Raw genomic sequence first — 22,045 nt, 5'->3', positions numbered from 1 at the left:
GGTATGATTTCAGATAGAAAATTAGAGCATTTATTAATTTGTGAAAATTATGATGTAGAGTTTAAAAACAAAACAACAGGATTTGAAGACATAGAATTAATTCACAATGTCTTGCCTGAAATTGATAAAAATGAAATTGATTTATCAACTAATGTTTTTGGAAAAAAATTAGACTCTCCCTTATTTATAACTGCAATCACTGGAGGGCATCCTGCTGCAAAATCAATTAATAAACAATTGGCTATTGCAGCTGAAAACAATAATATTGCTTTAGGTGTAGGTTCTCAAAGGGCTGCATGTGAACATCCTGAACTTGCAGATACTTATACTGTCGTTAGAGAAAATGCTCCCGACTGTCTATTAGTAGGAAATATTGGTGCGCCTCAGTTGAATTTAGCAGAAAAAGCTGTTGAAATTTTAGATGCAGACATATTGGCAATTCATTTAAACCCTCTTCAAGAATCAATTCAGCCTGAAGGTGATTTGGATGCAAGAGGTTTTACTAATTTAATAGAACAAATCACAGAATCTGTAGATATTCCTGTCCTTGCAAAGGAAACAGGTTGCGGAATATCTGGTGACTCTGCAAAAACATTGGTTGATGCAGGTGTTGATTATATTGATATTGAAGGTGCAGGCGGAACCAGCTGGGCAGCTGTTGAAACATATAGGGCTGAAGACAAATACTTTGGTGAAATATTTTGGGATTGGGGAATTCCTACTGCAGTCAGTACTGCTGAAGTAACCAATGCAGTTGATGTTCCTGTCATTTCATCAGGAGGTATTAGAAACGGTCTTGAAGCAGCCAAAGCTATTGCACTTGGAGCTGATGCCGTAGGTATGGCATTACCATTTTTAAAGAATTGCACATCACAAAAACAATTAAATGATTTTATTAACAGATTTAATGATTCACTTAGAATTGCAATGTTTTTAGTAGGAGCTAACAACATTGAAGAATTAAAACAAGCCAATCTTGTTATTCGCGGTAAAACAAGAGAGTGGCTCAATGAAATAGGAATTAACACTAAAAAGTATTCAAGGAGATGAAACATGAGCGTAGAAGTAATCGCTATAGGCGGATATCAGGAAGTCGGGAAAAACATGACTGCGGTTCGCATTGGTGAAGATGTAATTATCTTCGATATGGGAATCCACCTTGATAGAATTAGTATGCACGAGGATACTGATATCGATAGGATGCATAGCCTAGATTTAATTGAAAGAGGAGTTATTCCAGATGATACATTAATGAAAGATGTTGACGGTAAAGTAAAGGGAATAATTTTCTCTCACGGACACTTGGACCATATTGGTGCAGTCGCCAAATTGGCACATAGATATGATGCACCGTTAATAGGAACACCATATACTGCTGCTTTAATTGAAAAACAAATTAAAGGGGAACGTAAATTTAAAGTAACAAACCCCATCAGGCCTTTAAATCCTGGAAGCAAATTAAAATTATCCAAGGATATTACTTTGGAGTTTGTCCAATCAACACACAGTATCCCTCAGGCGGTATTTCCAGTATTACATACTCCAGAAGGAGTAATTGTATATGCATTGGACTTTAAATTTGATAACCATCAGAAAGTTTCTCCACCGCCGGATTATAAGAGATTAAGAGAACTTGGAAGAAAAGGAGTTCTCACATTGATTGTGGAGACAACAAATGCTAAAAATTATAATGAAGTAAAAACTCATTCAGAAAGAATTGCAAAAAATATTCTCGAAGATGTAATGAAAGGACCTCTTCAAGAAAGTACTGGGATGATTGTAACTACATTTTCATCTCATGTTGAGAGAGTTCAGGCAATTGCAGATATAGCCAAAAAAAGTCATAGAGAAATATTTTTCCTTGGAAGATCAATGGAAAGATTCTGTGGTATTGCCCAAAAATTGGGAATTTTAAAATTGCCTAAAAATGCCAGTATTTATGGCTCTCCTAAAGCAGTAAATAAAGCATTAATGAAAGCTGATGAGGACCGGGCAAATTATCTTTTAGTAACAACAGGTCACCAGGGTGAACCTGATGCATTGCTGCCTAGAATTGCAAATGGCAGAACTCCATTCAATATTAAGAAAGGGGATAATGTAATCATTTCAGCACCGATTATTCCAAATCCAACCAATGCCGCAAATAGGCACATTATGGAAAGAAGGTTAAAAACAAAAGGTGCAAGAATCTATCCTAATGCTCACGTTTCCGGACACGCTGGAAGAGAAGACCACAGGGAATTCTTACGTATGTTAAGACCTCAACATATTATACCGGCTCACGGAGATTTATCAATGCTTGCAGCTTATGCAGAACTTGCAGAAGAAGAAGGATATAGAATAGGGTATGATATTCATATTTTAAGAAATGCTCAAGCACAAGTTTTTAAAAGTTAAAAGAGGGATTATAATGAGTGATGTAAAAGAGGTACTTGGAAGTTATTCAACTGACATTACTAAAACTATTGAAGAAGAATTAGCTAAAATTACTCCAGAAAATCTTGCAGAGGCATCAGTTTATCTCACAAGAGCTGGAGGAAAAATGCTCAGGCCAGCATTAACTTTAATCACTGCTGAAGCTGTTGGTGGGAAAAAAGAAAATGCTCTTAAAGCGGGAGCTGCAATTGAATTGATTCATACATTTTCATTAATTCATGATGATATCATGGATCAAGATGATATGAGAAGGGGAATGCCTTCTGTCCATAAAGTATGGGGAGACGATGTTGCAATTCTTGCGGGAGACACTCTATTTTCAAAAGCATTTGAAATAATTGTTGGGTCTGAAGGAACAAGTTCCATGCAAAACAACATGACTTTAGCTACTGTTGCTGATGCATGTGTTAAAATTTGTGAAGGTCAGGCTTTAGATATGGGATTTGAAGACAGGTTTGACGTTTCAGAAGAGGAATATATGGAAATGATTTTCAAAAAAACTGGTGCATTGATAGCTGCAGCAACAAAATCAGGAGCTATAATGGGTGGTGCATCAGAAGAAGTCATTGATTCAATGTATGAATATGGCCGTTTGATAGGACTTGCCTTCCAGATTCAGGATGATTATCTGGACATTGCTTCTGATGAAGAAACATTGGGTAAGCCAATTGGTTCAGACATTGGAAAAGGTAAAATGACCATCATTGCAATTAAAGGTTTGGCCAGTGTTGATGATGACAGATTGCTTGAAATCTTAAAATCTGAAAATAATTCTCAGGATGATATAGATGAAGCGATTGAAATTTTAACAAATTGTGGTGCCATTGAATATGCTCGCAATTTGGCACTAGAATCTGTTGACCAAGCAAAAGAAGTACTTGAAATATTGCCTGATTCTTCATTTAAACAGGTACTTGTAAACATTGCAGATTTTGTACTTGAGAGAAGTTCATAATTTCTCTCATTTTTTTTAAACTTTTTTTTAAATTTTTTTATAGTATCTTTTGAAAATTTTGAATAGATTTTGTCAAAAATGGGTGTCATGTCATTTTTTTTCAATTAGTAATATTCTTTTATTTTTAATTCATATTTGTAATAATTAATCATGATTATTAAGTTTTTTATTTTTCTAATATTTGCTCTTATTTTCTTTAAATAAATAATTTAATAGTTTTAAATTTTATTTTAAAAATAAATAATTTATTTTATATTATTTAAAGTTTATATGAATTGTTATATTAATTTTAAATGATTTATAGGGCTCAGATATTATGGTAAGATTTATATGTTAGAACGATAATACAATTAATTGGATTATTTGATTAATGGATTTTTTTTAATCGAGTAATTTAAATTATTGTTTTAATAAAATGGTTAGAGGAGTAATAGATAATTTATTCGTATATGTTTGAACAAAATAGCTGTATAGTGAGCTTTAATATTTTGGTCATGAAAATTTCTAATACTTTTTAGACTAATTTTGGAGATGAATTATGTTGGAGATTAAGCACACATTATGTCCATCCTGCAGTGTAGGTTGCGGCATTAATGTTGTTTTAAATGATGGTGAAATAGTAGGGACTTTTCCTTATAAAAGACACCCTGTAAATGCGGGTAAAAATTGTTTGAATGGAAGAAATTCCATTGACTGTTATAAAAACAAGTTTGATGATGTAAATGTAGACAGTTTAATTGGTGATGTTTCAAAAGAATTAAAATCTGCTTCTGACGTCACTGTAATTTGTTCTGGTAACAGTAGTATTGATGAAATTGAAGCAATAAAAGAATTTGCAGAATCTAATGGGTATAACATTGGATTTTATGCAGATAATTTAAAAAATTATGATGAAGTTGCTTCTTATGAAGATATTGAAAATGCGGAAAAGGTTTTTGTAATTGGCGATCTTTTATACGAAAATCCATTGATTGGAAGAAGAATTGTCCATGCAAAACAAAACGGAGCTAAAATTTCTGCATTTGTAAACTCTGAAGCTTCAGTAACATTTAATATTGCAGATGAATGCTTTAATGACTCTGTTGCCGAATTTTTAGATGCTGTTAAAGATAATGTTGATGAATCTTCAGTATTGATATTCAATCAAATCGACAATGCTGGGGATTTGGAAAAAATTGATGCACTTGGCTGTAAATTGTTACCGGTATTCAGTAAATCTAATTCAAAAGGTGCTTTAAGCATTTTAGAACCTAAATCAAAAGAAGAAATGTTTGAATTATTGGATAATACTAAATTATTACTGGTATTTGATGATGATATTGCTGATGAATTGGAATATGATTTTTCAAAAATATCCAAAATAATCAGTTTTGCTCCATGTGCAAATAAAACAACTGAAATTTCAGATATTGTTGTTCCAATTAAAACATGGCTTGAAAAAGATGGATCATTTGTAAATGCAATGGGTGAAACCCAATCTTTCAATGCTGCAGTTGAATCTGATGTTTTAAGTGAAATTGAGGTAATTGAAAAATTAAACGGATAAGCAGGTGATTATTATGAGTTATGTTTTAGCAAAATCTCAAAATGATGAAATACATAAAGCAGGTGAATGTGGGGGAGCTGTAACCAGTATTCTTAAATATTTGCTTGATGAAGAAATTGTAGATGGAGTTTTAGCAATAAGTCCTTGTGATGACGTATATGATGGTATACCAACTTTTGTAACCAACTCTGAGGATTTAATGAAAACTGCTGGTTCTTATCACTGTGCACCTACAATGATTGGAGACCTTGTTCAAAAATACTTGTTTGACAAAAAAGTTGCAGTTACAGCAAAACCTTGTGATATGAGGGCTATTGAAGAGCTTATTACAAGACACAAAATCAATAAAGACAATATTTATGTCATTGGTTTAAACTGTGGTGGAACTGTTCCTCCTGTTGCAGGTAGAAAAATGATTGACTTGTTCTATGAAGCAGACCCTGATGATGTTGTAAGTGAAGAAATTGATAAAGGTCAATTTATCATAGAACTTGCAGACGGTTCAGAAGAAGCAGTCAAAATACACGACCTTGAAAATGAAGGATACGGACGTCGTACCAACTGTCAAAGATGTGATGTAAAAATCCCAAGAAAAGCAAACATTGCCTGTGGAAACTGGGGAGCAGAAGATGGATGGACTTTCATTGAAATCAATGATGAAAAAGGCCAAGAAATGATTGATGGTGCAAAAAAGGCAGGAATTTTAGAAACTAAAAATCCAGCTGAACCTGCAATTGAAGGCAGGAAAAAAGTCGAAGGCATCATGATTAAGATGGCTAATAAGATTCAGGATAAAATGTATCCTACAGTCAATGAAATGGACGATTGGAATAGATGCATTAGTTGTTATGCTTGCCGTGATGTTTGTCCTATCTGCTGGTGTTATGAAAACTGTGAATTAAACAAGCCATTCTTTAAAGATGCACAAAACGTACCGCCAAGCCCTATTGCATTCCAAGGTGTAAGGTTATCACACATGAGTTTCAGCTGCGTAGACTGTGGTCAGTGTGATGATGTATGTCCAATGGACATTCCTGTTTCATTAATCTTTGATAAATTGCAGAAAAAATACTATAATAGAACTGGCTATGTAGCTGGAGTTTCAGATGATGTAAAACCTCCGTTATACAGTCCAGAAAAAACTGAATTATGAGGTGGTTTGATGTCTGAAGATTTAAAAATAGTAGGATTATTATGTAACTGGTGTTGTTACGGTGGTGCAGATACCGCAGGAACTGCACGTATGCAATACCCACCAAATGTAAGAATCATTCGTGTAATGTGTTCTGGAAGAATTAGCCCTTCAATGATTTTCAAAGCATTCCAAGAAGGTGCAGATGGAGTATTTGTAGGAGGATGCCACATAGGAGACTGCCACTATGATGCAGGAAACTACAAATGGTCTAGAAGATCAAAAATCGTAGAAGACATTCTTGAAGAATTTGGAATAGAAAAAGAAAGATTCCGCCATGAATGGATTTCCGCATCTGAAGGAGAAAAATTCAAAACAACTATGGAAGAATTCCATAAAACTCTTTCAAAACTCGGTCCATTAGAATTAGAATAATTGGATGAATATTTGGGTGAATAGCTATTAATGGCTATTTACCTTATTAATTGTCTTTCTAACATTGGTATTTTTTACTAATGTTAGAAAGATAGTTAAATAGTGAATATTTGATTATTTTTCAGATTAATTAATTCTATATAGATAAATTCATCATTAGCCGATAATTAGTATTTATTATATTAATTATTATTTTTCTCCATCGATATAGAATTATTAATTAAAAAAGAGAGATTTATATAAATAAAATTTATGTAGGTTTCTTTAACTGTCTACAATAGCTATTGAAGTTAATTTTACTTTGATAGCTATCTATTTTTTATATTTATTTTAGAAGTAATTTTTTTTTAATGATTCCAGATTTCTCCGGAATCATTTTTGCATATTATGCAACCTTTGTTAGTTTTGGTTTTGTTTTGAAATTTCTATTTTTTTAGTAACAATAATGTATGAATTTATTCAAGGAGTGGGTTAAGAAATTTTTTATAAATCCCAGTAATAGAAATTTCAAAGTTTATGATAATAGGGCCTATTATCAAATATAATTATATTTAAGGCCATATATAACTTTTTTCTTTGAAACTAAAACAATTCTACTAAGTTACTACAATTATAATGTGTCACAACAATTTTGCATGTTGCAATCAATAATTTTATTAATTGTTTTTACACAATATATTATCATGAAAGGAATTATTGGTGCAATTTGCGGAGATATTATAGGATCAACCAGGGAGTTCAATCCTATAAAAACAAAAGATTTTAAGTTATATACTAAAAAATCTACATTTACTGATGATACAATAATGACGCTGGCTATTGCTAAATGGTTATGTGAAGATAAGGATTCAAAAGACGTTTTAATTAAAAATTTAAAATATTTTGGAAATAAATATCCTAATGCAGGCTATGGGGGAAGGTTTGCCGGATGGCTTATTGATGATTCTCCAGAGCCATATGGCAGCTGGGCTAATGGTTCTGCAATGAGGGTATCTCCTTGTGCATGGGTGGCAGAATCCTTGGAGGAAGCTAATGATTTGGCATATAAATCTGCTATAGTTACTCATGATCATCTTGAAGGGATAAAAGGAGCTCTTGCAACATCTGATGCTATTTATTTGGCAAGAATTGGTGCAAATAAAGATGAGATTAGGGAACACATTGAAGTTAGATATGATTATGATTTAAATCGTAGTGTGGATGAAATAAGACCTTTTTACTCGTTTGATGTGTCATGTGCCGGAAGCGTTCCAGAATCCATAATCTGTTTTTTAGATGCAAAAGATTTTGAGGACACAATTAGAAATGCAGTCTCTTTGGGTGGTGATGCAGATACTCAGGCAGCTATTGCAGGTTCTATTGCCGGAGCGTACTATGATATTCCTAAAAATATTGCATATAAAGCAATTCATCGACTGGATTATGATTTGCTAAATGTTTTCATTGATTTTGAAGAAAAATTATGAAATTTTTCTTCTTTGTCTGCATTTTCTATCAGTAGTTTTCCATATCCGGAATCCACATTTTTTCTAATTTTCTATAATTTTCCTTACAAACCATTGTATATTTTGATATGTATGTTTCAATATTCATTATATCACCTGATTATTTGCTGTTGAAAAAATCACATCCGTCATCAGCAGGAGATAATCCTTCTGATGCGTAACAGTTCATACAAATGCCGTTTCCAATTAAATTCTTGTTAAATTTGTAGTTTTTGCAGTTTCCATGTATTTTAAGTAATTTTTTCATTTGTATCTCTCCTACTTATTATTTTAAATAATTAGTAATGTGTGTTCTAACTTCAATTGAACTTGTCATACTTGTTTATTAATTGATTTAAAGTATATAAATAGTTTTTCGAATGTAAGCGCTAACTTTCATCGGGGATATTAAAAAAATAACGTTGAGGGGTTTATTTTAAAAAATTAATAAATAACTCTATGTTTTAAAATTAAAAATTTTTATTTGAAATAATGGCCAAATTTTCTAAAATTTTTGTTTTTAATCCACATATATATAGTTTAAAAAACTTAAATATGAATGATGAATTACAATTTTAAAAAATATTCTCCAATAATCCTTTTTGTTGCGTTAATGTTTATATTGCATTTGATTATGGGGTTTAATGGGGATGATATTAAATATGCTAAAATCCTAAATAATCAGACTTTAATAGATTATGTTAATTTTAGATATTATAACTGGTCTTCCAGAATAATTATAGATACTGTTTTGGCAATTTTAGCCCGTCAAAACATGATTATCTGGAAAATCTTGGATATTGTGATTTACACATGTGGAGTTTACTATCTTATTAAATTAGTAAATAAAAACTATTCAAAAAAGATTGCCTATTTGGGAGTTCTCTTGTTTTTGATGTATCCGTTTTATGAAATGGCAAGTGCTGGATGGATTTCAACAACTCTTAACTATTCTTGGTGTTTTGCATTTGGAATGATTTCATTTATTCCCCTAATCTATGAGTATCATGGTGAAAAAGTAAATAAATATGTATACATAGTTTCATTTTTGGCACTTTTATACGCTACAAACCAGGAGCAGAGCGGTGCATTAATATTTGGATTTAACCTGTTGTATCTGTTATACTCTGTAATCAACAAAAAAGGAATAAACAAATTTAATCTGCTTGCAACAGTAATATCTGCAGTGGCACTGATTTTTGTATTAACATGTCCTGGAAACAGCATAAGATTTGCACAGGAAGTTTCATACTGGTATCCTGAATTTGCAAATTTCACAATCCTTCAAAAATCATATCTGGGTCTTGTTACAACATTTGGAAACCTGATTGAGCAAAAGGTCATATTTCCGTTATTTTATATTATTTTAAGTGTCGGTGCATTGATTCGTTCACAAAACAAATACTTCAAATACTTCTGTTACTTTAACATTGTCTTTGTATTGTTCATAACAATATTCAATACATTCATTGACATTTCCGTTTTAGAAACTTCTCTAAAATCTCTTGGAAGTGTTCCGAATGTTATTAAAAGTTCTCCATTAATGTTGATTCCGCAGATATTCAAACAGATTGTCAATATAGTTCCGTTCATCACAGATACATTAAAGCTGTTTACCTATGAAGGCCTTCCAAAGGTTGGTATAAACTCAATTGCTATTGTAATAATATCATTGTATTTCCTGATTAGCAGCTGTGCAATGATTGTCAAAGCATTTCCTAAAAATTTATTCCCTCTGTTCATATTCCTTGGAGGATTCCTTTCTAGATTTATTGTTGGATTTTCTCCTGTGATATTTCCTTCAGGTGCAAGAGTTACAATCTTTTTGTATTTTGCATTAATAGCAATAACTTTAATGCTTATTAAAAATTTATATGATGAAAATAGAATTCCTGATAAGTGGCAGTTTATTTTAGAAAAAACACTGCTTGTAATTGCAGTTTTAAATTATCTGATAGTATTTGCAATTTCATTCATGAAATATGGAATTTTTTAAGTACTGGAAGTAAGTATTATAATGCAAAAAATGTGAAAGCTAAATTTGTTGTTAAGTAGGTTGCATTACTTCTTTTTATTTTTTTCCATATCTATTTTTTGTTTTCTTTTGATTTTTTCTAATTGATTCATAAACCTTTCGTCATAGTTTCTTGCAACGTCTTCGTATTTGTTCCAGATTCCAATTGCAGTTTCAGGTATTACATAACGTTTATCTTCTGAAAACTTGGTATAGGTATGCATCATTTCTTTTGAATCGGAAATCAGAACCTTTACAAATGGAATATCTGCCTTTTGAACATTAATATTACTGTCCTTAAACATTTTAATGATATTAACTTCATTTTCATTAATGTAACATGTAGGTGAAGATAGTATATTCACTTTCAAACCACGTTTTTTCTTAAATGCCTTAATTAGGGCCTCGCCTTCTCCTTCAAATAAAAATCCAATTCTCATGTTAACTGTGTTTTTTGCTCTTTTTATGATTTCTATTTCTTGGCTGATGATTTTTTCAACGCCATATATCCTCCATATTGGTGCTTGAACTTGACTCATTCCGTTTTCATATATGTTAGTTAGTCTTGTTATTGTATCGTCAATTTGTGAGTCAATTTTTTCTTTTTCACGGCCCAACACTTCGACTGGGGATTTAACATTGTAGGTCAGAGGTCTTCCATCTTCAACATCAATGTAATTTTTCTTGATTAATCCCTTCAACACATCATATATTTTACTGCGAGGGATGCCTGATTTTTCAGCCACTTCACTTGCTGTTGATGAAATTAATGAGGTGAGTGTTAAATATGCTTGAGCTTCATACATTGTAAGTCCTAATCCTTTTAATACAGATATATTCTCGTCCATGATTGTAGTATGTTTGAAGTGATATTTAAGTTTACTACTTTTAACCCTTAAATAGTGACAAAATCTTTATAAGCTTTTCAAATATAATCTTAATTAACGACTCAAAAGAGGTAATTATTATGTCAGAAGGTTTAGATATGTTTTGTTATCAATGTTCCCAGACTGCTAAAGGTACTGGTTGTACAGTAAGTGGAGTTTGTGGTAAAAAACCAACCGTAGCAAGATTACAAGATAATTTAATCTTTACTATGAAAGGTATAAGTGCATACAACTACAATGCAAATGTTTTAGGCAAAAATGATCCGGAAATCGATGCATTTTTAACCAAAGGATTATACACTACTTTAACCAACGTTAACTTTGATGTGGAAGATTTAGTTGGATTAGCTTTAGAAGCTGGTGAAAAAAGTGTAGCAGTAATGAGATTGCTCAAAGACGCACACATCGAAGCTTACGGCGAACCACAACCTGTGGAAGTTAAAGTTGGAGCACAGGAAGGTCCGGCAATTATCGTAACAGGTCATGACCTAAAAGCATTGGAAGAGTTATTAAAACAAGTGGAAGGAACTGATATTAAAGTTTACACTCACTCTGAAATGTTGCCTGCTCACGGATATCCTGGACTTAATAAATACAAAAACCTGGCAGGTCAGTTAGGTGGAGCATGGCATGATCAAAGAACAATCTTTAAAAAATACAATGCTGCAATTGTTGGAACCAGTAACTGTGTCTTACCTGCACTTGATTCCTACAAAGAAAGAATGTTTACTATGGATGTTGCAAAACTTGAAGGTGTTAAAACTGTAGAGGATTATGATTTCTCAGAAGTAATAGAATGTGCAAAATCCTTAGGAGGATTGGAAGCAGAAGAATTAACCACTATCACTACAGGTTGGAGTGCAGGAGCTATTGTAGAACATGCAGATGCAATTAAAAAATTAGTTGAAGAAGGAAAAATCAGAAGATTCTTTGTTGTTGGTGGATGTGACAAAGCAGCAAAACACAATGACTATTACCGTGAATTCGTACAAAATCTGCCACAAGATACAGTTATATTGACATTAGCATGCGGAAAATATAAATTCAATGATTTGGATTTAGGAGATATTGAAGGAATTCCAAGATTGTTGGATGTAGGTCAATGTAATGATACAATTGTTGCAGTTGATGTGGCTGTAGCTTTATGTGAATTATTTGACATGGAATTAAATGAATTGCCGTTAACTATTGTTCTTTCATGGATGGAACAAAAAGCAGCAGCAGTACTCTGGGCATTACTATATCTTGGTAAAACTGATATGTGGATTGGACCTGTGCTTCCTGCATGGTGTAACGAAGACATTTTAAATGTCTTAGTTGGAAACTACAACTTAACACCAACTTCCGGTGATGCAATAGCTGATATTAAAACAATTATGGGGGAATAGGTGTGAGTGAAGATCTAAAAGCAAAACCTTTGGATATTCAGTTTTTGCTTGATTATCAAAAAGATAGTGTAGTCAGTCGTGAAATAATTAAAAAAGAATTGGGGACTGTTACATTTTTTGCTTTTGATCAAGGTCAAGGCCTATCAGAGCATTCAGCACCATTTGATGCGATGGTTCAGGTAATTGACGGTGAAGCTGAAATAACAATTTCTGGTGTAAAAAAAACTGTTAAAGCAGGTCAAATAATTATCATGCCTGCAAATGAACCTCATGCTCTTCAAGCTGAAAACAGTCCATATAAAATGATTTTAACCATGATTAAAAGTGATTAATTTCATTTTATTTCTTTTTTTTTAAATTTTTACTGATAAATTATTTTTTCCACCAAACCATTATCCAGTCTGCTTTGTCTTTAACGTTATAATATTTTTCAGTTTTACTATCATATGTTAATATTCTTTCCAGATACTCTTTTAAAAGCTCTTTTTCTTTATCATTGTATAAATCAAGTCTAAATTTACCGTTGTCCATTGCTTCTGCAATGCTGTCATATTCACGGTAGTTATTCAAATCAAAGCGCTGAACATTGGCATAAATTCCCATATTAAACAATATGTTAAAGAAGTAGTTGTAATCAGGAAAATCTTCGGTTTTTTTACCAAGCTCTTTTTCAAAGTCCTTTTCGATTTTTTTATTTTCCGGTCCAAAAATTGTTATGAACACATATTTGTTAGCAATCTTATCTAATTCACATAAAACATCTTCGATAGGTATTATTCCATTCAAAGACCTTGAACACACAACAACATCAACATTTCCAATCTCTTCATATTTTATCTCTTCAATTGGTTTTAATATTGTTTCAATATTGTCTGCATTATTTTCATGAGCTCGTTTTTCCAAATATTCTAGCATTTTGGGTGAGGAATCTAATCCAATTACATTTTTTACTTTTTTTGACAGGGGTATGGTTATTGATCCTTCACCGCAGCCCACATCTAAGACGGTATCATTTTCACTGAGGATTAACATGTCAAATAATGCATCGTTGTAATCGTCTTTTCGTGTTCTTTTAAAGAATCCCTGAGCAGCTTTGTCCCAATCTTTATTAGTTTTACCTTCCAGTCTTTCAGCCCAATAAGCTGGCCAGTTTACATCATTCGGATTTTCAATGCACTGTTTCATGGTTACACCTTGGTTTTTCCGGATAATACGTTTTGGAAATCTTCGTAGTTTTCCTTTAAGAGTTCCGGAATGTCCAGTTCGTAGGGGCAGTTGTCAACACATGCATAGCATTCCATACAGTTCAATGTCTGATTCATCATTTCCTGATATTCTTCAGTTAGGTATGGCTCAGCTGGAAATCTTCTAATCCAGAGAGACATTCTGGCACATAGGCTTATGTTAATTTCTTCAGGACAAGGCATGCAGTATCCGCATCCTCTGCAGAAATTCTCTCCAAGTTCTTTTTTATCACTTTCAATTGAAGATTTTAAATCATCATCCAAAACAGTATTTTCATCATATGATAAAAACTCGTCAAGTTCTGAAATTTTTTGAATTCCCCAAATTGGCAGAACATTATCAAATTGATTTAAAAATGCAAAACTGGCTTTTGAATTATTAATTAATCCTCCTCCCATAGCTTTCATTGCAATAAAACCAACGTCGAATTTTTCACATTTTTTAACAAGTTCTATTTCTTCATCTCCGCTCAAATAGGAAAATGGGTATTGGAGGGTTTCATAAAGCCCACTTTCAATGGAGTCATGTGCAAATGTGATTTTATGTGTGGTTATTCCAATATGTCTAATCATTCCTTTTTCTTTTGCTTCAAGCATTGCATGGAATAGTTCATCGTCCTCTTTAGGTACGAATGAAATATTGTGGAATTGATATAAATCCAAATAATCTGTTTTTAAGCTTTTAAGGGAAGTTTTTAAATCACTCCAAAAATCCTGTGGAGTTTCAGCTCCAGTTTTACTTGCAAGATAAATATTTTCACGTGGAATGTCTTCAAATGCATTTCCCATTTTTTCTTCACTGTCTGAATAAAAATGAGCAGTATCATAAAAGTTTATTCCATTATCATATGCTTTTTTAAGTATTTCAACTGCTTCATCCATATTGCATCTTTGGATTGGCAGAGCACCAAATCCATTTTTATTAACTTCAAGGTTAGTTTTTCCGAGCCTCATCTTATCTCAATTCCCCATAATTCTTAATGTTTATATATCTTCAATTAGATAAATAATATTACTTATTTTTATTAATTAAATTATTGATTGTGATGATTAAATGAATGATTTAGAAGAAATTATCTATAAACATGCTTTGCTCAATGCAGCTAAACATAAAGGAAATGCAAATCCTGGTGCTGTAATGGGTTCAATCATGTCCAACGAACCTGAACTCAGAAGTAAAGCTAAAGAAATTGGACCAATGTCTGGTAAAATTGTAGCAAAAGTAAACGCTTTATCTCCAGAAGAACAAAAAGTGGAAATGGAAAAATTAGGTGTTGAAGTTCAGGAGAAAAAACCTAAAGCAAAAGAAACCGGACTTCAAGAACTTCCTGGAACTCATGAAAATATAGTTTTAAGATTCGCTCCAAATCCTAGCGGGCCTCTTCATATCGGCCACTCAAGAGCAGCAGTTCCAAATGCAGAATATGTAAAAAGACATAATGGAAAATTGATTTTAAGAATTGAAGATACTGACCCGAAAAGAGTATACGAACCTGCTTATGAGATGATTCCTGAAGATTTGGAATGGTTAGGAATTAAAGCGGATGAAGTGATTTATCAGTCTGACAGATTTGAAATTTATTATGACCTTGCCCGTCAGTTAATCGAAAAAGGTGCTGCTTACATGTGTACCTGTGACGGAGCAACATTCAAAGAGCTTAAAGATAACTGTAAGCCATGTCCATGCAGAGACAACTCTGTTGAAGAAAATCTTGAATTATGGGAAAAATTCGATACAATGGACGCAGGTGAAGCAGTACTCAGGGTAAAAACCGATATTGCACATAAAAACCCTGCTATACGTGATTGGGTAGCAATGAGATTGGTTGATGAGGAACACCCTCGTTTAGGCACTAAATATAGAATTTATCCAATGATGAACTTCTCAGTTGCAGTGGATGACCATTTAATGGGATTAACTCATGTTTTAAGAGGAAAAGACCATTTGGCAAATACTGAAAAACAAAAATACTTATATGACCATATGGGTTGGGACGTGCCAGAATATATCCACTATGGTAGATTAAAAATGGAAGATATTGCTTTAAGTACCTCAAAGGCAATGGCAGGAATTGAAGATGGAACTTATAGCGGATGGGATGATCCAAGACTTGGAACTTTAAGAGCTATTGCAAGACGTGGAATTGACCCAAGAACAATTTACAATCTAATTACTGAAATTGGAGTTAAAATGGCAGATTCTGCAATTAGCTGGAAAAAGATTTACGGACTGAACCGTAACTTCCTAGAACCTGTGGCAAATAGATATTTCTTCTGTGAAAACCCTGTTGAAATTACTGTTGAAGGTTATGAAGGAGGCAGTGTAGATATTGAAAGGCCACTTCATGCAGACCATATGGACAGGGGAAATAGGATTTTACCTTTCGATGGGAAAGCTTATTTAGCTGAAAGTGACATTAACGATGGATTGTTCAGATTGATGGATGCAGTCAATGTTAACATTAACGGCAGCGAAATTACATATCATTCTACTTCTTTTGAAGAGGCAAGGGAAATTAAAGCAAGAATTATTCAATGGGTTCCTGTAAATGATAATGTTAATGTTAAAATAGTTATGGATGATGCATCAACTAAAACAGGTCTTGGTGAAGGTGCACTTCGTGATTTAGAAGTTGGAGATATAGTTCAGTTTGAAAGAGTAGGATTTGCTCGCCTAGATGAAATTGCAGATGATGAATTGATTTTCTACTTTGCTCATAAATAGGTGATTTAATGGTAATGTTTTCAAATGGATTTTCAACACTTCAGATGCCTGAGGATTTTCAGCAGATTCCTCCTAAAGATGAATTCACTGATTTATATTTGGTAAATACCAAAATTCCAATGTCCATTAAGTTTTCAACAACACCTACATTATCAGGACTTCCAGAAATAATGAACGGCATTGAAGAGAATTTAAAAGACAATGGTAAAATTGAATTGATTACTTCAGATTTCATTGTAATTAATGAATCTCTATATTATATGGTTGTTTCTTCATTTAATGACGGTGAAAATCAGATTAGGCGTAATGAATTTTTATATGTGGAAGATGATAATCTATACATTTTTGAATTCACATATCCCTATGCAGATCGGGAATTGGATGATTTTTATTTAAATATTATCCGCTCTTTAAAGATTATTGTTCCAAAATATATTGTTGAAAACGGAAGTTATAAATTAAACAAAGAAGAATCCTCTAATTCTTCTTAAATCTTTTTTTTAATAAAAAATAATAATAGTGATGTTAAATAGTGGTGTTGGTAAAAAAGATATTTAATATACCTTTTTCACATCTTCTGGTTTGATTTTAATGTCTTTACGTCTGTACCTTACAGAGATTTCATCACCGTTGATTGCATAAACTTGACTTGAATAAGTTTCTCCGTCATGTTTAAATATGATTTCATCTCCTTTTTTAAGTACAACTTCAGTATTACCCATTTGAATTTTAATATTGTCTCTTGATGGTTTAGATTTAATAACATTAGCTTTTGGTTCTGTTTTTTCAATTTTAGGTTTTTCAGGAGTAATGGTAGTTGTTTCAAATAACTTTCGAGTATTTTCTTGTCTTATTGCTTCATCATAATCCGGTTCATAATATTCTCCAAATTCATCATGAGTTTCATTAATGATTGGAGCATATTCATCTTCATATTCATTGACATTTCTTATGTATGTTTCTTCTAAATCATTAATAGGCTCATATTCTGGAGTTTCAGGTCTTAATTTTTCTTTAACGTCTTGGAATAATTTAGAACCTCTAATTGTATTTTTAATTTTGTTTAAATCATTTCTGTAATCTAGTTCATTTGCAGGTTCATCAGAAGATAAATAAGAGTCGTCTATTGGTGTTTCAACACTTTCAGTTTCACTGATTTTAGTTGGGGATTTTAAAGCAGGTTCTTTAATTTCCTCTTCTGAGTTTAATAATGCATCAGTAATGTTCTCTCTTTCTGAAATACTTTCAATTTCTTTTTCTTCGATTTCTTGGGATGCAGTGTTTATAGCTTCCTCAATGTCTTTTTGTGTTGCAACAGATTGATTTTCAATTTCAGGTGTTTCTGTTTCTTCTTTTATGTCTGCACTAACTTCTTTAGTACTTTCTTCAGGGGTTTCAACATCTAAAACATCTTGAACACTTTCTTCTGATGTTTCTTCTGTGTTTATTATGTCTGCTATGGTTTCTTCTGCAGGTGGTTTTTCTGTGTTTATTATGTCTGCTATGGTTTCTTCTGCAGGTGGTTTTTCTGTGTTTATTATGTCTGCTATGGTTTCTTCTGCTGGAGTTTCTTCAGCAGTTTCCTCAACAGAATCGCTTTCTAAGATTTTTCCGATTTCTTCATCAGCTAAAATTTCATCAATAAGTTTATCATCAACTTCTTTAGCTTCTTTTTGTTTTTTGATACTTTCTTTAAGTTCAGTTAATTCTTTGTCATCTTCACCTTTAACCTGTTGAGCTTCTTTTTCTCTTTCACTATCTTTCCTTTTAGATTCTTTGATTAATTCATCAATAGTAAATAAATCTTTTAATTCATGTTTTTCATTATCTTGAGTCATAATTTCAACCTGGTAATCGTTCATTGGTTCTTGAGTTTTTTTAACTTCATTTTCATAATTTATAAGTATTTGATTTTGAGATTCATATTCTGTATTTTTATTGTTGTTGTTTTCAACTTCGGGTGCATAAGAAATACTATAGTCCTCTTGAGCATATGATTCTGTCTGACTAATAAAACGATTTTGATTATGATGGGAACTATCTTTATGAAGGGATGTTTTAGGTTCGATATTATTGCGATTTGATATAAAATTAGTAATCCGCTCTTTGGAAATCATTGATTTTTCACTATTTTCAAGTTTATCCTCTTTAAAATGCGATTTAACAAATACTATTGCAACCGCACCTACTACAAAAATTATTATCCAAAGTATTATTGTAATTCCGTTCATTTTTTTCCCAACGTTATCATTTAATTTTTTATTATATTATAATATGTAAAATACTTAATTTAAATATTTTCATAAGTTTTTAAAGTGAGTTAGTTTATTGTTTAATTTGAAAAAAATGCGCTATAAATCTTGATATGGCAAAAAAATATTTTCCATGTTTTATTTTTTCATAAATCACATATATCTCTTCTTTTTTTAGGGGATTTTATTTTTTAATATTTTTTTATTAATTTTTACTAAAAATTGACATTTTTAACTATGCATTCAATTTATATATTTTTAAAATATAATATAAATTAGATTAATATTAATGAGGAATTAATCATGGTTGTTAAAATTAACGAAAACTATCTTAAATTAAAAAGCAGCTATCTTTTCGTAGAAGTTGCAAGAAGGGAAGCAGAATTTAGAAAAAATCATCCTGATGCAGATATTATTAAAATGGGTATCGGAGATGTAACAAAACCATTAGTTCCAGCAGTTATAAAAGCATTTAAAGATGCTGTAGATGAAATGAGTAACGCTGACACTTTCATGGGATATGGTCCTGAACAAGGTTACGGGTTCTTAGCAGAAGCAATCATTGAAAATGATTATAAACCGTTAGGTGTTTCATTGGACACAAGTGAGGTATTCATTAGTGACGGAGCTAAATGTGATACTGGGAACATTCAGGAAATTTTCGGCATTGACAATAAGATTGCAGTAACTGATCCAGTTTATACTGTATATGTTGATACTAACGTTATGGCAGGTAGAACTGGTGAAATGGGTGATGATGGGATGTATGAAGGTTTAACATATCTTCAATGTAATGCAGAAAATGATTTTGTTCCAGAACTTCCATCCGAACCTGTTGATTTAATTTATTTATGTTATCCAAATAATCCTACAGGTACTACACTTACAAAAGACCAATTAAAAGTATTTGTAGATTATGCAATAGAAAATAATGCCATTATTTTATTCGATGCAGCTTATGAAAAATTTATAAATGAAGATAATGTTCCTCACAGTATTTATGAAATTGAAGGTGCAAAAGAAGTTGCAATTGAATTTAGAAGCTTTTCAAAAACAGCAGGATTTACAGGAACCCGTTGTGCATTCACTGTTGTACCAAAAGAGCTAAAAGCATATGACAGTGAAGGAAATGCTGTTGACGTAAATCAGTTATGGAATAGAAGACAAACCACCAAATTCAATGGTGCATCTTATCCTGTACAAAAAGCTGCTGAAGCAGTTTACTCACCTGAAGGTAAAAAAGAAATCAATGAGGTTATAGAGTATTATATGGCAAATGCTAAAGTAATCAGAGAAAGCTTATCTGATTTAGGTTTACAGGTTTATGGTGGAGTAAGTTCACCTTATATTTGGGTAAAAACTCCTAATAATATGGATTCATGGGATTTCTTTGATTTATTATTAAATGAGGCTAATGTTGTTGGAACTCCTGGTTCTGGATTTGGTCCTAGTGGTGAAGGTTATTTAAGGCTTACTGCATTTAATACTTTGGAAAATACTAAAGAAGCTATGGATAGGATATCCAAATTAGAATTTTAGGTGTTTAATTTGAAAGCAAAATTTGAAAAACCTGTGCAAATTGAAGATGGTGACTCTTTTAAAGTAGTTTTATCTAAATATGGTGCATTAGCACTGGACAAACAAGAAAATCTGTCAGAATTAATTGGTGATTCTGTTGGTGATTTAGACATTGAAAATGGGACAATCACTTTTGAAAATATTACAATGCCTGTCCAAATCATTGGATTTCATGATGAAGAGTTGAAACAATGGTCATGGGCATGGGATAATGAAGATATCTTCGGTAAGGATTTAATCAAATCAGCTATCCAAATGAAAGCTATTGGTGATGAATTTGATATTCCTGAATTTAAAACCCCTGTTATCAATGCAGATGTTAATGATTGCCACACATTATCAATGTCAACAGTAGCTATTTTAAATATGGATGCATATTATGCGGTTTCCGAAGAGGGATTGGATATTTACGTTGCATTGGAATCAGATTTGATTAAAGAAAATAATTCTTTAGAGAAGTTTAGAAATACATTTTATACTTTCCAAAAGAATTTTAAAATTTATCCAAAAATTGCATTTGAATCCTATACTAAGCTTAAAGGATATGGTTTTAAGCCACATGATGATTTTGCAGTTGCTAAAATTAGAGATAGTAGAATAATTGTCGGATTCACTGAAAGAGGCAACGTAACTCGTATATTAATGTATGATGAAGAAGAATAGGGATATTATGAATCAGGATTTGGTTGAAGAAGTTGAATATATGATTGAAGTTTTAACTAGATCCGGATTTTTCAATGTCGATGAAATCATGGAAATATTGGAAGATCAATTTATTGAGGAAGATATTGATTTTTCTCAATTCAATATTTCTTTAAACGATTTTGATAATGTCAATTTCACAAAACTTGAGAATGCTTTTGATTCATTAGTGAAAGAGGATATTGTTGCTGTTCATAACTGCGGTTATGATATTGAAGAAGGTGTAGCTGATGCCTTTGAACTTCAGGTTCATCTTATGAATAATAAATTCAATCCAATTGGTTTTTGTTTTTACACTTTTGAGGATGTAGAGGAAGCTATTTGGGATGAAAAATTAAAAATTACATTTGGTGATTTTGAAAATAATGAAAAGAAAGCATTAAAAATTGGTGAAATTGTTGCAGAAAACTTAAAATCCGAAGGATTTTCTATTCTTTGGGATGAAACTATTAACAACCAGATTGAGATTAATCCACTTAAATGGGATAAATCATTTGACAGTGATAAAGAATATGAAATAGAAGGAGCTTATAATTGCTTTGTTAAAAAAGGGGTGCTAAAATGAATGTTCGTTCACTAAAATTAATTAGAGAGGTAATGACTAACTCTGGTATATTAACTTCTGTAGAAATATCTCAGGACTCCATATATCTTGAGTTTAAAGATGTTGAGCTTGGTGTTCCTAAAGAAAGTGAAGATTTTCCTTTAATAGTTCGTTTTGCATCTGAATCATTTTTCACTGTTTTTTATAACAATATATGGGATATTGATTTTTTAGCAAAATATAATTTTAAAAATCAGTTATTAAGTGAAGAAGTATTGTATGATGTTGTTGAAGTCAAATTCATTGATTTCGAATACCTTAATACATTTTTCTATAATTATAAAAAAGAAAAAACAATTTCTGTTGTTGAAGACTTTGATATTCACAATATCCGCAATGATTTTTTCATGCTTATTGAAACAAAAGAGATTGCAATTGTGGTTGGAGGAAATCAAATGGATTTCTTCACCAAATTTGAAAGGTTGGATGATGATTCCTTAAGGGAATTGTCTAATCAATGGATGCTTTCATTTTTAAAATATCATTTGAAAAGAAACATTATTAAAAACCCAATATATGAAAATCATCCTTTGATGTATACCAAAAAATAATTTTATTCTATTTTTATTAAATACTTTTAAAAAATTAGTTTAATAGATATTTTATTTAATTTCTTTTCAATATCTATTAAAATTATTAACGCTTATTTTAATTTAACATTAA

21 protein-coding genes are annotated in these 22,045 nt (G+C 31.7%); 16 read left to right on the top strand and 5 right to left on the bottom strand.

Translation table 11 applies throughout. From position 1 onward, the window contains the following. The first annotated feature begins 3 nt into the window (after window positions 1–3). From fni to QZU75_RS02540, 7 genes are all read left to right on the top strand, one after another. Window positions 4–1,050 (top strand): type 2 isopentenyl-diphosphate Delta-isomerase, encoded by a 1,047-nt coding sequence (fni, locus tag QZU75_RS02570; RefSeq protein ID WP_296881383.1) that lies wholly within the window; start codon window positions 4–6, stop codon window positions 1,048–1,050. Between the two features lie 3 nt (window positions 1,051–1,053). After that, complete coding sequence (locus QZU75_RS02565) at window positions 1,054–2,397, top strand: RNase J family beta-CASP ribonuclease (protein ID WP_296881382.1); 1,344 nt, start codon at window positions 1,054–1,056, stop codon at window positions 2,395–2,397. Window positions 2,398–2,410: 13 nt separating this feature from the next. Further along, window positions 2,411–3,391 (top strand): short chain isoprenyl diphosphate synthase IdsA, encoded by a 981-nt coding sequence (gene idsA, locus QZU75_RS02560; RefSeq protein ID WP_296881381.1) that lies wholly within the window; start codon window positions 2,411–2,413, stop codon window positions 3,389–3,391. 538 nt (window positions 3,392–3,929) lie between these two features. Then, the gene (locus QZU75_RS02555; protein WP_296881380.1) at window positions 3,930–4,937 is read left to right on the top strand and encodes a molybdopterin-dependent oxidoreductase; all 1,008 of its coding nucleotides are present in this window, start codon (window positions 3,930–3,932) and stop codon (window positions 4,935–4,937) included. A 7-nt stretch (window positions 4,938–4,944) separates the two neighbouring features. Then, complete coding sequence (locus QZU75_RS02550; RefSeq protein ID WP_296881393.1) at window positions 4,945–6,090, top strand: Coenzyme F420 hydrogenase/dehydrogenase, beta subunit C-terminal domain; 1,146 nt, start codon at window positions 4,945–4,947, stop codon at window positions 6,088–6,090. A gap of 9 nt (window positions 6,091–6,099) precedes the next feature. Further along, on the top strand, window positions 6,100–6,504 hold the full coding sequence (locus QZU75_RS02545; protein WP_296881379.1) for a hydrogenase iron-sulfur subunit: 405 nt from the start codon (window positions 6,100–6,102) through the stop codon (window positions 6,502–6,504). A gap of 683 nt (window positions 6,505–7,187) precedes the next feature. Next, window positions 7,188–7,970, top strand: coding sequence for an ADP-ribosylglycohydrolase family protein (locus tag QZU75_RS02540; RefSeq protein WP_296881378.1), 783 nt, complete (start codon window positions 7,188–7,190; stop codon window positions 7,968–7,970). 139 nt (window positions 7,971–8,109) lie between these two features. Here the strand turns inward: QZU75_RS02540 and QZU75_RS02535 are convergent, their stop codons facing one another. After that, window positions 8,110–8,256, bottom strand: coding sequence for a hypothetical protein (locus QZU75_RS02535; RefSeq protein ID WP_296881377.1), 147 nt, complete (start codon window positions 8,254–8,256; stop codon window positions 8,110–8,112). 291 nt (window positions 8,257–8,547) lie between these two features. Between QZU75_RS02535 and QZU75_RS02530 the strand changes: the two genes are divergently transcribed. Next, on the top strand, window positions 8,548–9,984 hold the full coding sequence (locus QZU75_RS02530) for a DUF6056 family protein (RefSeq protein ID WP_363139633.1): 1,437 nt from the start codon (window positions 8,548–8,550) through the stop codon (window positions 9,982–9,984). 65 nt (window positions 9,985–10,049) lie between these two features. Here the strand turns inward: QZU75_RS02530 and QZU75_RS02525 are convergent, their stop codons facing one another. Beyond that, window positions 10,050–10,850 carry a TrmB family transcriptional regulator gene (locus QZU75_RS02525; RefSeq protein ID WP_296881375.1) on the bottom strand — a complete coding sequence of 267 codons (801 nt, stop codon included), beginning with the start codon at window positions 10,848–10,850 and terminating at the stop codon, window positions 10,050–10,052. A gap of 119 nt (window positions 10,851–10,969) precedes the next feature. Between QZU75_RS02525 and hcp the strand changes: the two genes are divergently transcribed. Both hcp and QZU75_RS02515 read left to right on the top strand, forming a co-directional pair. Then, window positions 10,970–12,277, top strand: coding sequence for a hydroxylamine reductase (gene hcp / locus QZU75_RS02520; protein WP_296881374.1), 1,308 nt, complete (start codon window positions 10,970–10,972; stop codon window positions 12,275–12,277). Window positions 12,278–12,279: 2 nt separating this feature from the next. Then, the gene (locus tag QZU75_RS02515) at window positions 12,280–12,609 is read left to right on the top strand and encodes a cupin domain-containing protein (protein WP_296881373.1); all 330 of its coding nucleotides are present in this window, start codon (window positions 12,280–12,282) and stop codon (window positions 12,607–12,609) included. Between the two features lie 40 nt (window positions 12,610–12,649). On the opposite strand, the gene QZU75_RS02510 is transcribed toward QZU75_RS02515, so the two are convergent. Together QZU75_RS02510 and QZU75_RS02505 are read right to left on the bottom strand one after the other, a co-directional pair. Further along, window positions 12,650–13,462, bottom strand: a complete 813-nt coding sequence (locus QZU75_RS02510) for a class I SAM-dependent methyltransferase (RefSeq protein ID WP_296881372.1) — start codon at window positions 13,460–13,462, stop codon at window positions 12,650–12,652. Window positions 13,463–13,464: 2 nt separating this feature from the next. Beyond that, complete coding sequence (locus QZU75_RS02505; protein ID WP_296881371.1) at window positions 13,465–14,475, bottom strand: aldo/keto reductase; 1,011 nt, start codon at window positions 14,473–14,475, stop codon at window positions 13,465–13,467. Between the two features lie 100 nt (window positions 14,476–14,575). Between QZU75_RS02505 and QZU75_RS02500 the strand changes: the two genes are divergently transcribed. Next, complete coding sequence (locus QZU75_RS02500; RefSeq protein WP_296881370.1) at window positions 14,576–16,246, top strand: glutamate--tRNA ligase; 1,671 nt, start codon at window positions 14,576–14,578, stop codon at window positions 16,244–16,246. An 8-nt stretch (window positions 16,247–16,254) separates the two neighbouring features. Further along, complete coding sequence (locus tag QZU75_RS02495) at window positions 16,255–16,737, top strand: hypothetical protein (protein ID WP_296881369.1); 483 nt, start codon at window positions 16,255–16,257, stop codon at window positions 16,735–16,737. 63 nt (window positions 16,738–16,800) lie between these two features. Here the strand turns inward: QZU75_RS02495 and QZU75_RS02490 are convergent, their stop codons facing one another. Continuing rightward, window positions 16,801–18,477: a hypothetical protein gene (locus tag QZU75_RS02490; RefSeq protein ID WP_296881368.1), complete on the bottom strand. Its 1,677-nt coding sequence runs from the start codon at window positions 18,475–18,477 to the stop codon at window positions 16,801–16,803. A 324-nt stretch (window positions 18,478–18,801) separates the two neighbouring features. On the opposite strand from QZU75_RS02490, the gene QZU75_RS02485 reads away from it, so the two are divergent. From QZU75_RS02485 to QZU75_RS02470, 4 genes are read left to right on the top strand one after another with little or no spacing between them, the layout of a single operon-like run. After that, the gene (locus tag QZU75_RS02485) at window positions 18,802–20,037 is read left to right on the top strand and encodes an LL-diaminopimelate aminotransferase (RefSeq protein WP_296881367.1); all 1,236 of its coding nucleotides are present in this window, start codon (window positions 18,802–18,804) and stop codon (window positions 20,035–20,037) included. Between the two features lie 9 nt (window positions 20,038–20,046). Further along, window positions 20,047–20,739, top strand: coding sequence for a DUF6882 domain-containing protein (locus QZU75_RS02480; RefSeq protein WP_394350225.1), 693 nt, complete (start codon window positions 20,047–20,049; stop codon window positions 20,737–20,739). Between the two features lie 7 nt (window positions 20,740–20,746). Further along, window positions 20,747–21,343: a DUF6891 domain-containing protein gene (locus QZU75_RS02475; protein WP_296881365.1), complete on the top strand. Its 597-nt coding sequence runs from the start codon at window positions 20,747–20,749 to the stop codon at window positions 21,341–21,343. Next, window positions 21,340–21,933 carry a hypothetical protein gene (locus tag QZU75_RS02470; RefSeq protein WP_296881364.1) on the top strand — a complete coding sequence of 198 codons (594 nt, stop codon included), beginning with the start codon at window positions 21,340–21,342 and terminating at the stop codon, window positions 21,931–21,933. The genes QZU75_RS02475 and QZU75_RS02470 overlap by 4 nt, the downstream gene beginning before the upstream one ends. The last annotated feature ends 112 nt before the right edge of the window (window positions 21,934–22,045 follow it).

Source organism: uncultured Methanobrevibacter sp., assembly GCF_902764455.1.
GTDB lineage: Archaea > Methanobacteriota > Methanobacteria > Methanobacteriales > Methanobacteriaceae > Methanocatella.
The sequence above is the reverse complement of the archived record's forward strand: the minus strand, read 5'-3'. Positions and strand labels throughout refer to the sequence as shown.

What these genes read in the sequence shown, in the direction of transcription:
- fni (WP_296881383.1), top strand. Translation starts at nt 4, where the DNA reads ATGATTTCAGATAGAAAATTAGAGCATTTATTAATTTGTGAAAATTAT.
- QZU75_RS02565 (WP_296881382.1), top strand. Translation starts at nt 1,054, where the DNA reads ATGAGCGTAGAAGTAATCGCTATAGGCGGATATCAGGAAGTCGGGAAA.
- idsA (WP_296881381.1), top strand. Translation starts at nt 2,411, where the DNA reads ATGAGTGATGTAAAAGAGGTACTTGGAAGTTATTCAACTGACATTACT.
- QZU75_RS02555 (WP_296881380.1), top strand. Translation starts at nt 3,930, where the DNA reads ATGTTGGAGATTAAGCACACATTATGTCCATCCTGCAGTGTAGGTTGC.
- QZU75_RS02545 (WP_296881379.1), top strand. Translation starts at nt 6,100, where the DNA reads ATGTCTGAAGATTTAAAAATAGTAGGATTATTATGTAACTGGTGTTGT.
- QZU75_RS02540 (WP_296881378.1), top strand. Translation starts at nt 7,188, where the DNA reads ATGAAAGGAATTATTGGTGCAATTTGCGGAGATATTATAGGATCAACC.
- QZU75_RS02535 (WP_296881377.1), bottom strand. Translation starts at nt 8,256, where the DNA reads ATGAAAAAATTACTTAAAATACATGGAAACTGCAAAAACTACAAATTT.
- QZU75_RS02530 (WP_363139633.1), top strand. Translation starts at nt 8,548, where the DNA reads ATGATGAATTACAATTTTAAAAAATATTCTCCAATAATCCTTTTTGTT.
- QZU75_RS02525 (WP_296881375.1), bottom strand. Translation starts at nt 10,850, where the DNA reads ATGGACGAGAATATATCTGTATTAAAAGGATTAGGACTTACAATGTAT.
- hcp (WP_296881374.1), top strand. Translation starts at nt 10,970, where the DNA reads ATGTCAGAAGGTTTAGATATGTTTTGTTATCAATGTTCCCAGACTGCT.
- QZU75_RS02510 (WP_296881372.1), bottom strand. Translation starts at nt 13,462, where the DNA reads ATGAAACAGTGCATTGAAAATCCGAATGATGTAAACTGGCCAGCTTAT.
- QZU75_RS02505 (WP_296881371.1), bottom strand. Translation starts at nt 14,475, where the DNA reads ATGAGGCTCGGAAAAACTAACCTTGAAGTTAATAAAAATGGATTTGGT.
- QZU75_RS02500 (WP_296881370.1), top strand. Translation starts at nt 14,576, where the DNA reads ATGAATGATTTAGAAGAAATTATCTATAAACATGCTTTGCTCAATGCA.
- QZU75_RS02495 (WP_296881369.1), top strand. Translation starts at nt 16,255, where the DNA reads ATGGTAATGTTTTCAAATGGATTTTCAACACTTCAGATGCCTGAGGAT.
- QZU75_RS02490 (WP_296881368.1), bottom strand. Translation starts at nt 18,477, where the DNA reads ATGAACGGAATTACAATAATACTTTGGATAATAATTTTTGTAGTAGGT.
- QZU75_RS02485 (WP_296881367.1), top strand. Translation starts at nt 18,802, where the DNA reads ATGGTTGTTAAAATTAACGAAAACTATCTTAAATTAAAAAGCAGCTAT.
- QZU75_RS02475 (WP_296881365.1), top strand. Translation starts at nt 20,747, where the DNA reads ATGAATCAGGATTTGGTTGAAGAAGTTGAATATATGATTGAAGTTTTA.
- QZU75_RS02470 (WP_296881364.1), top strand. Translation starts at nt 21,340, where the DNA reads ATGAATGTTCGTTCACTAAAATTAATTAGAGAGGTAATGACTAACTCT.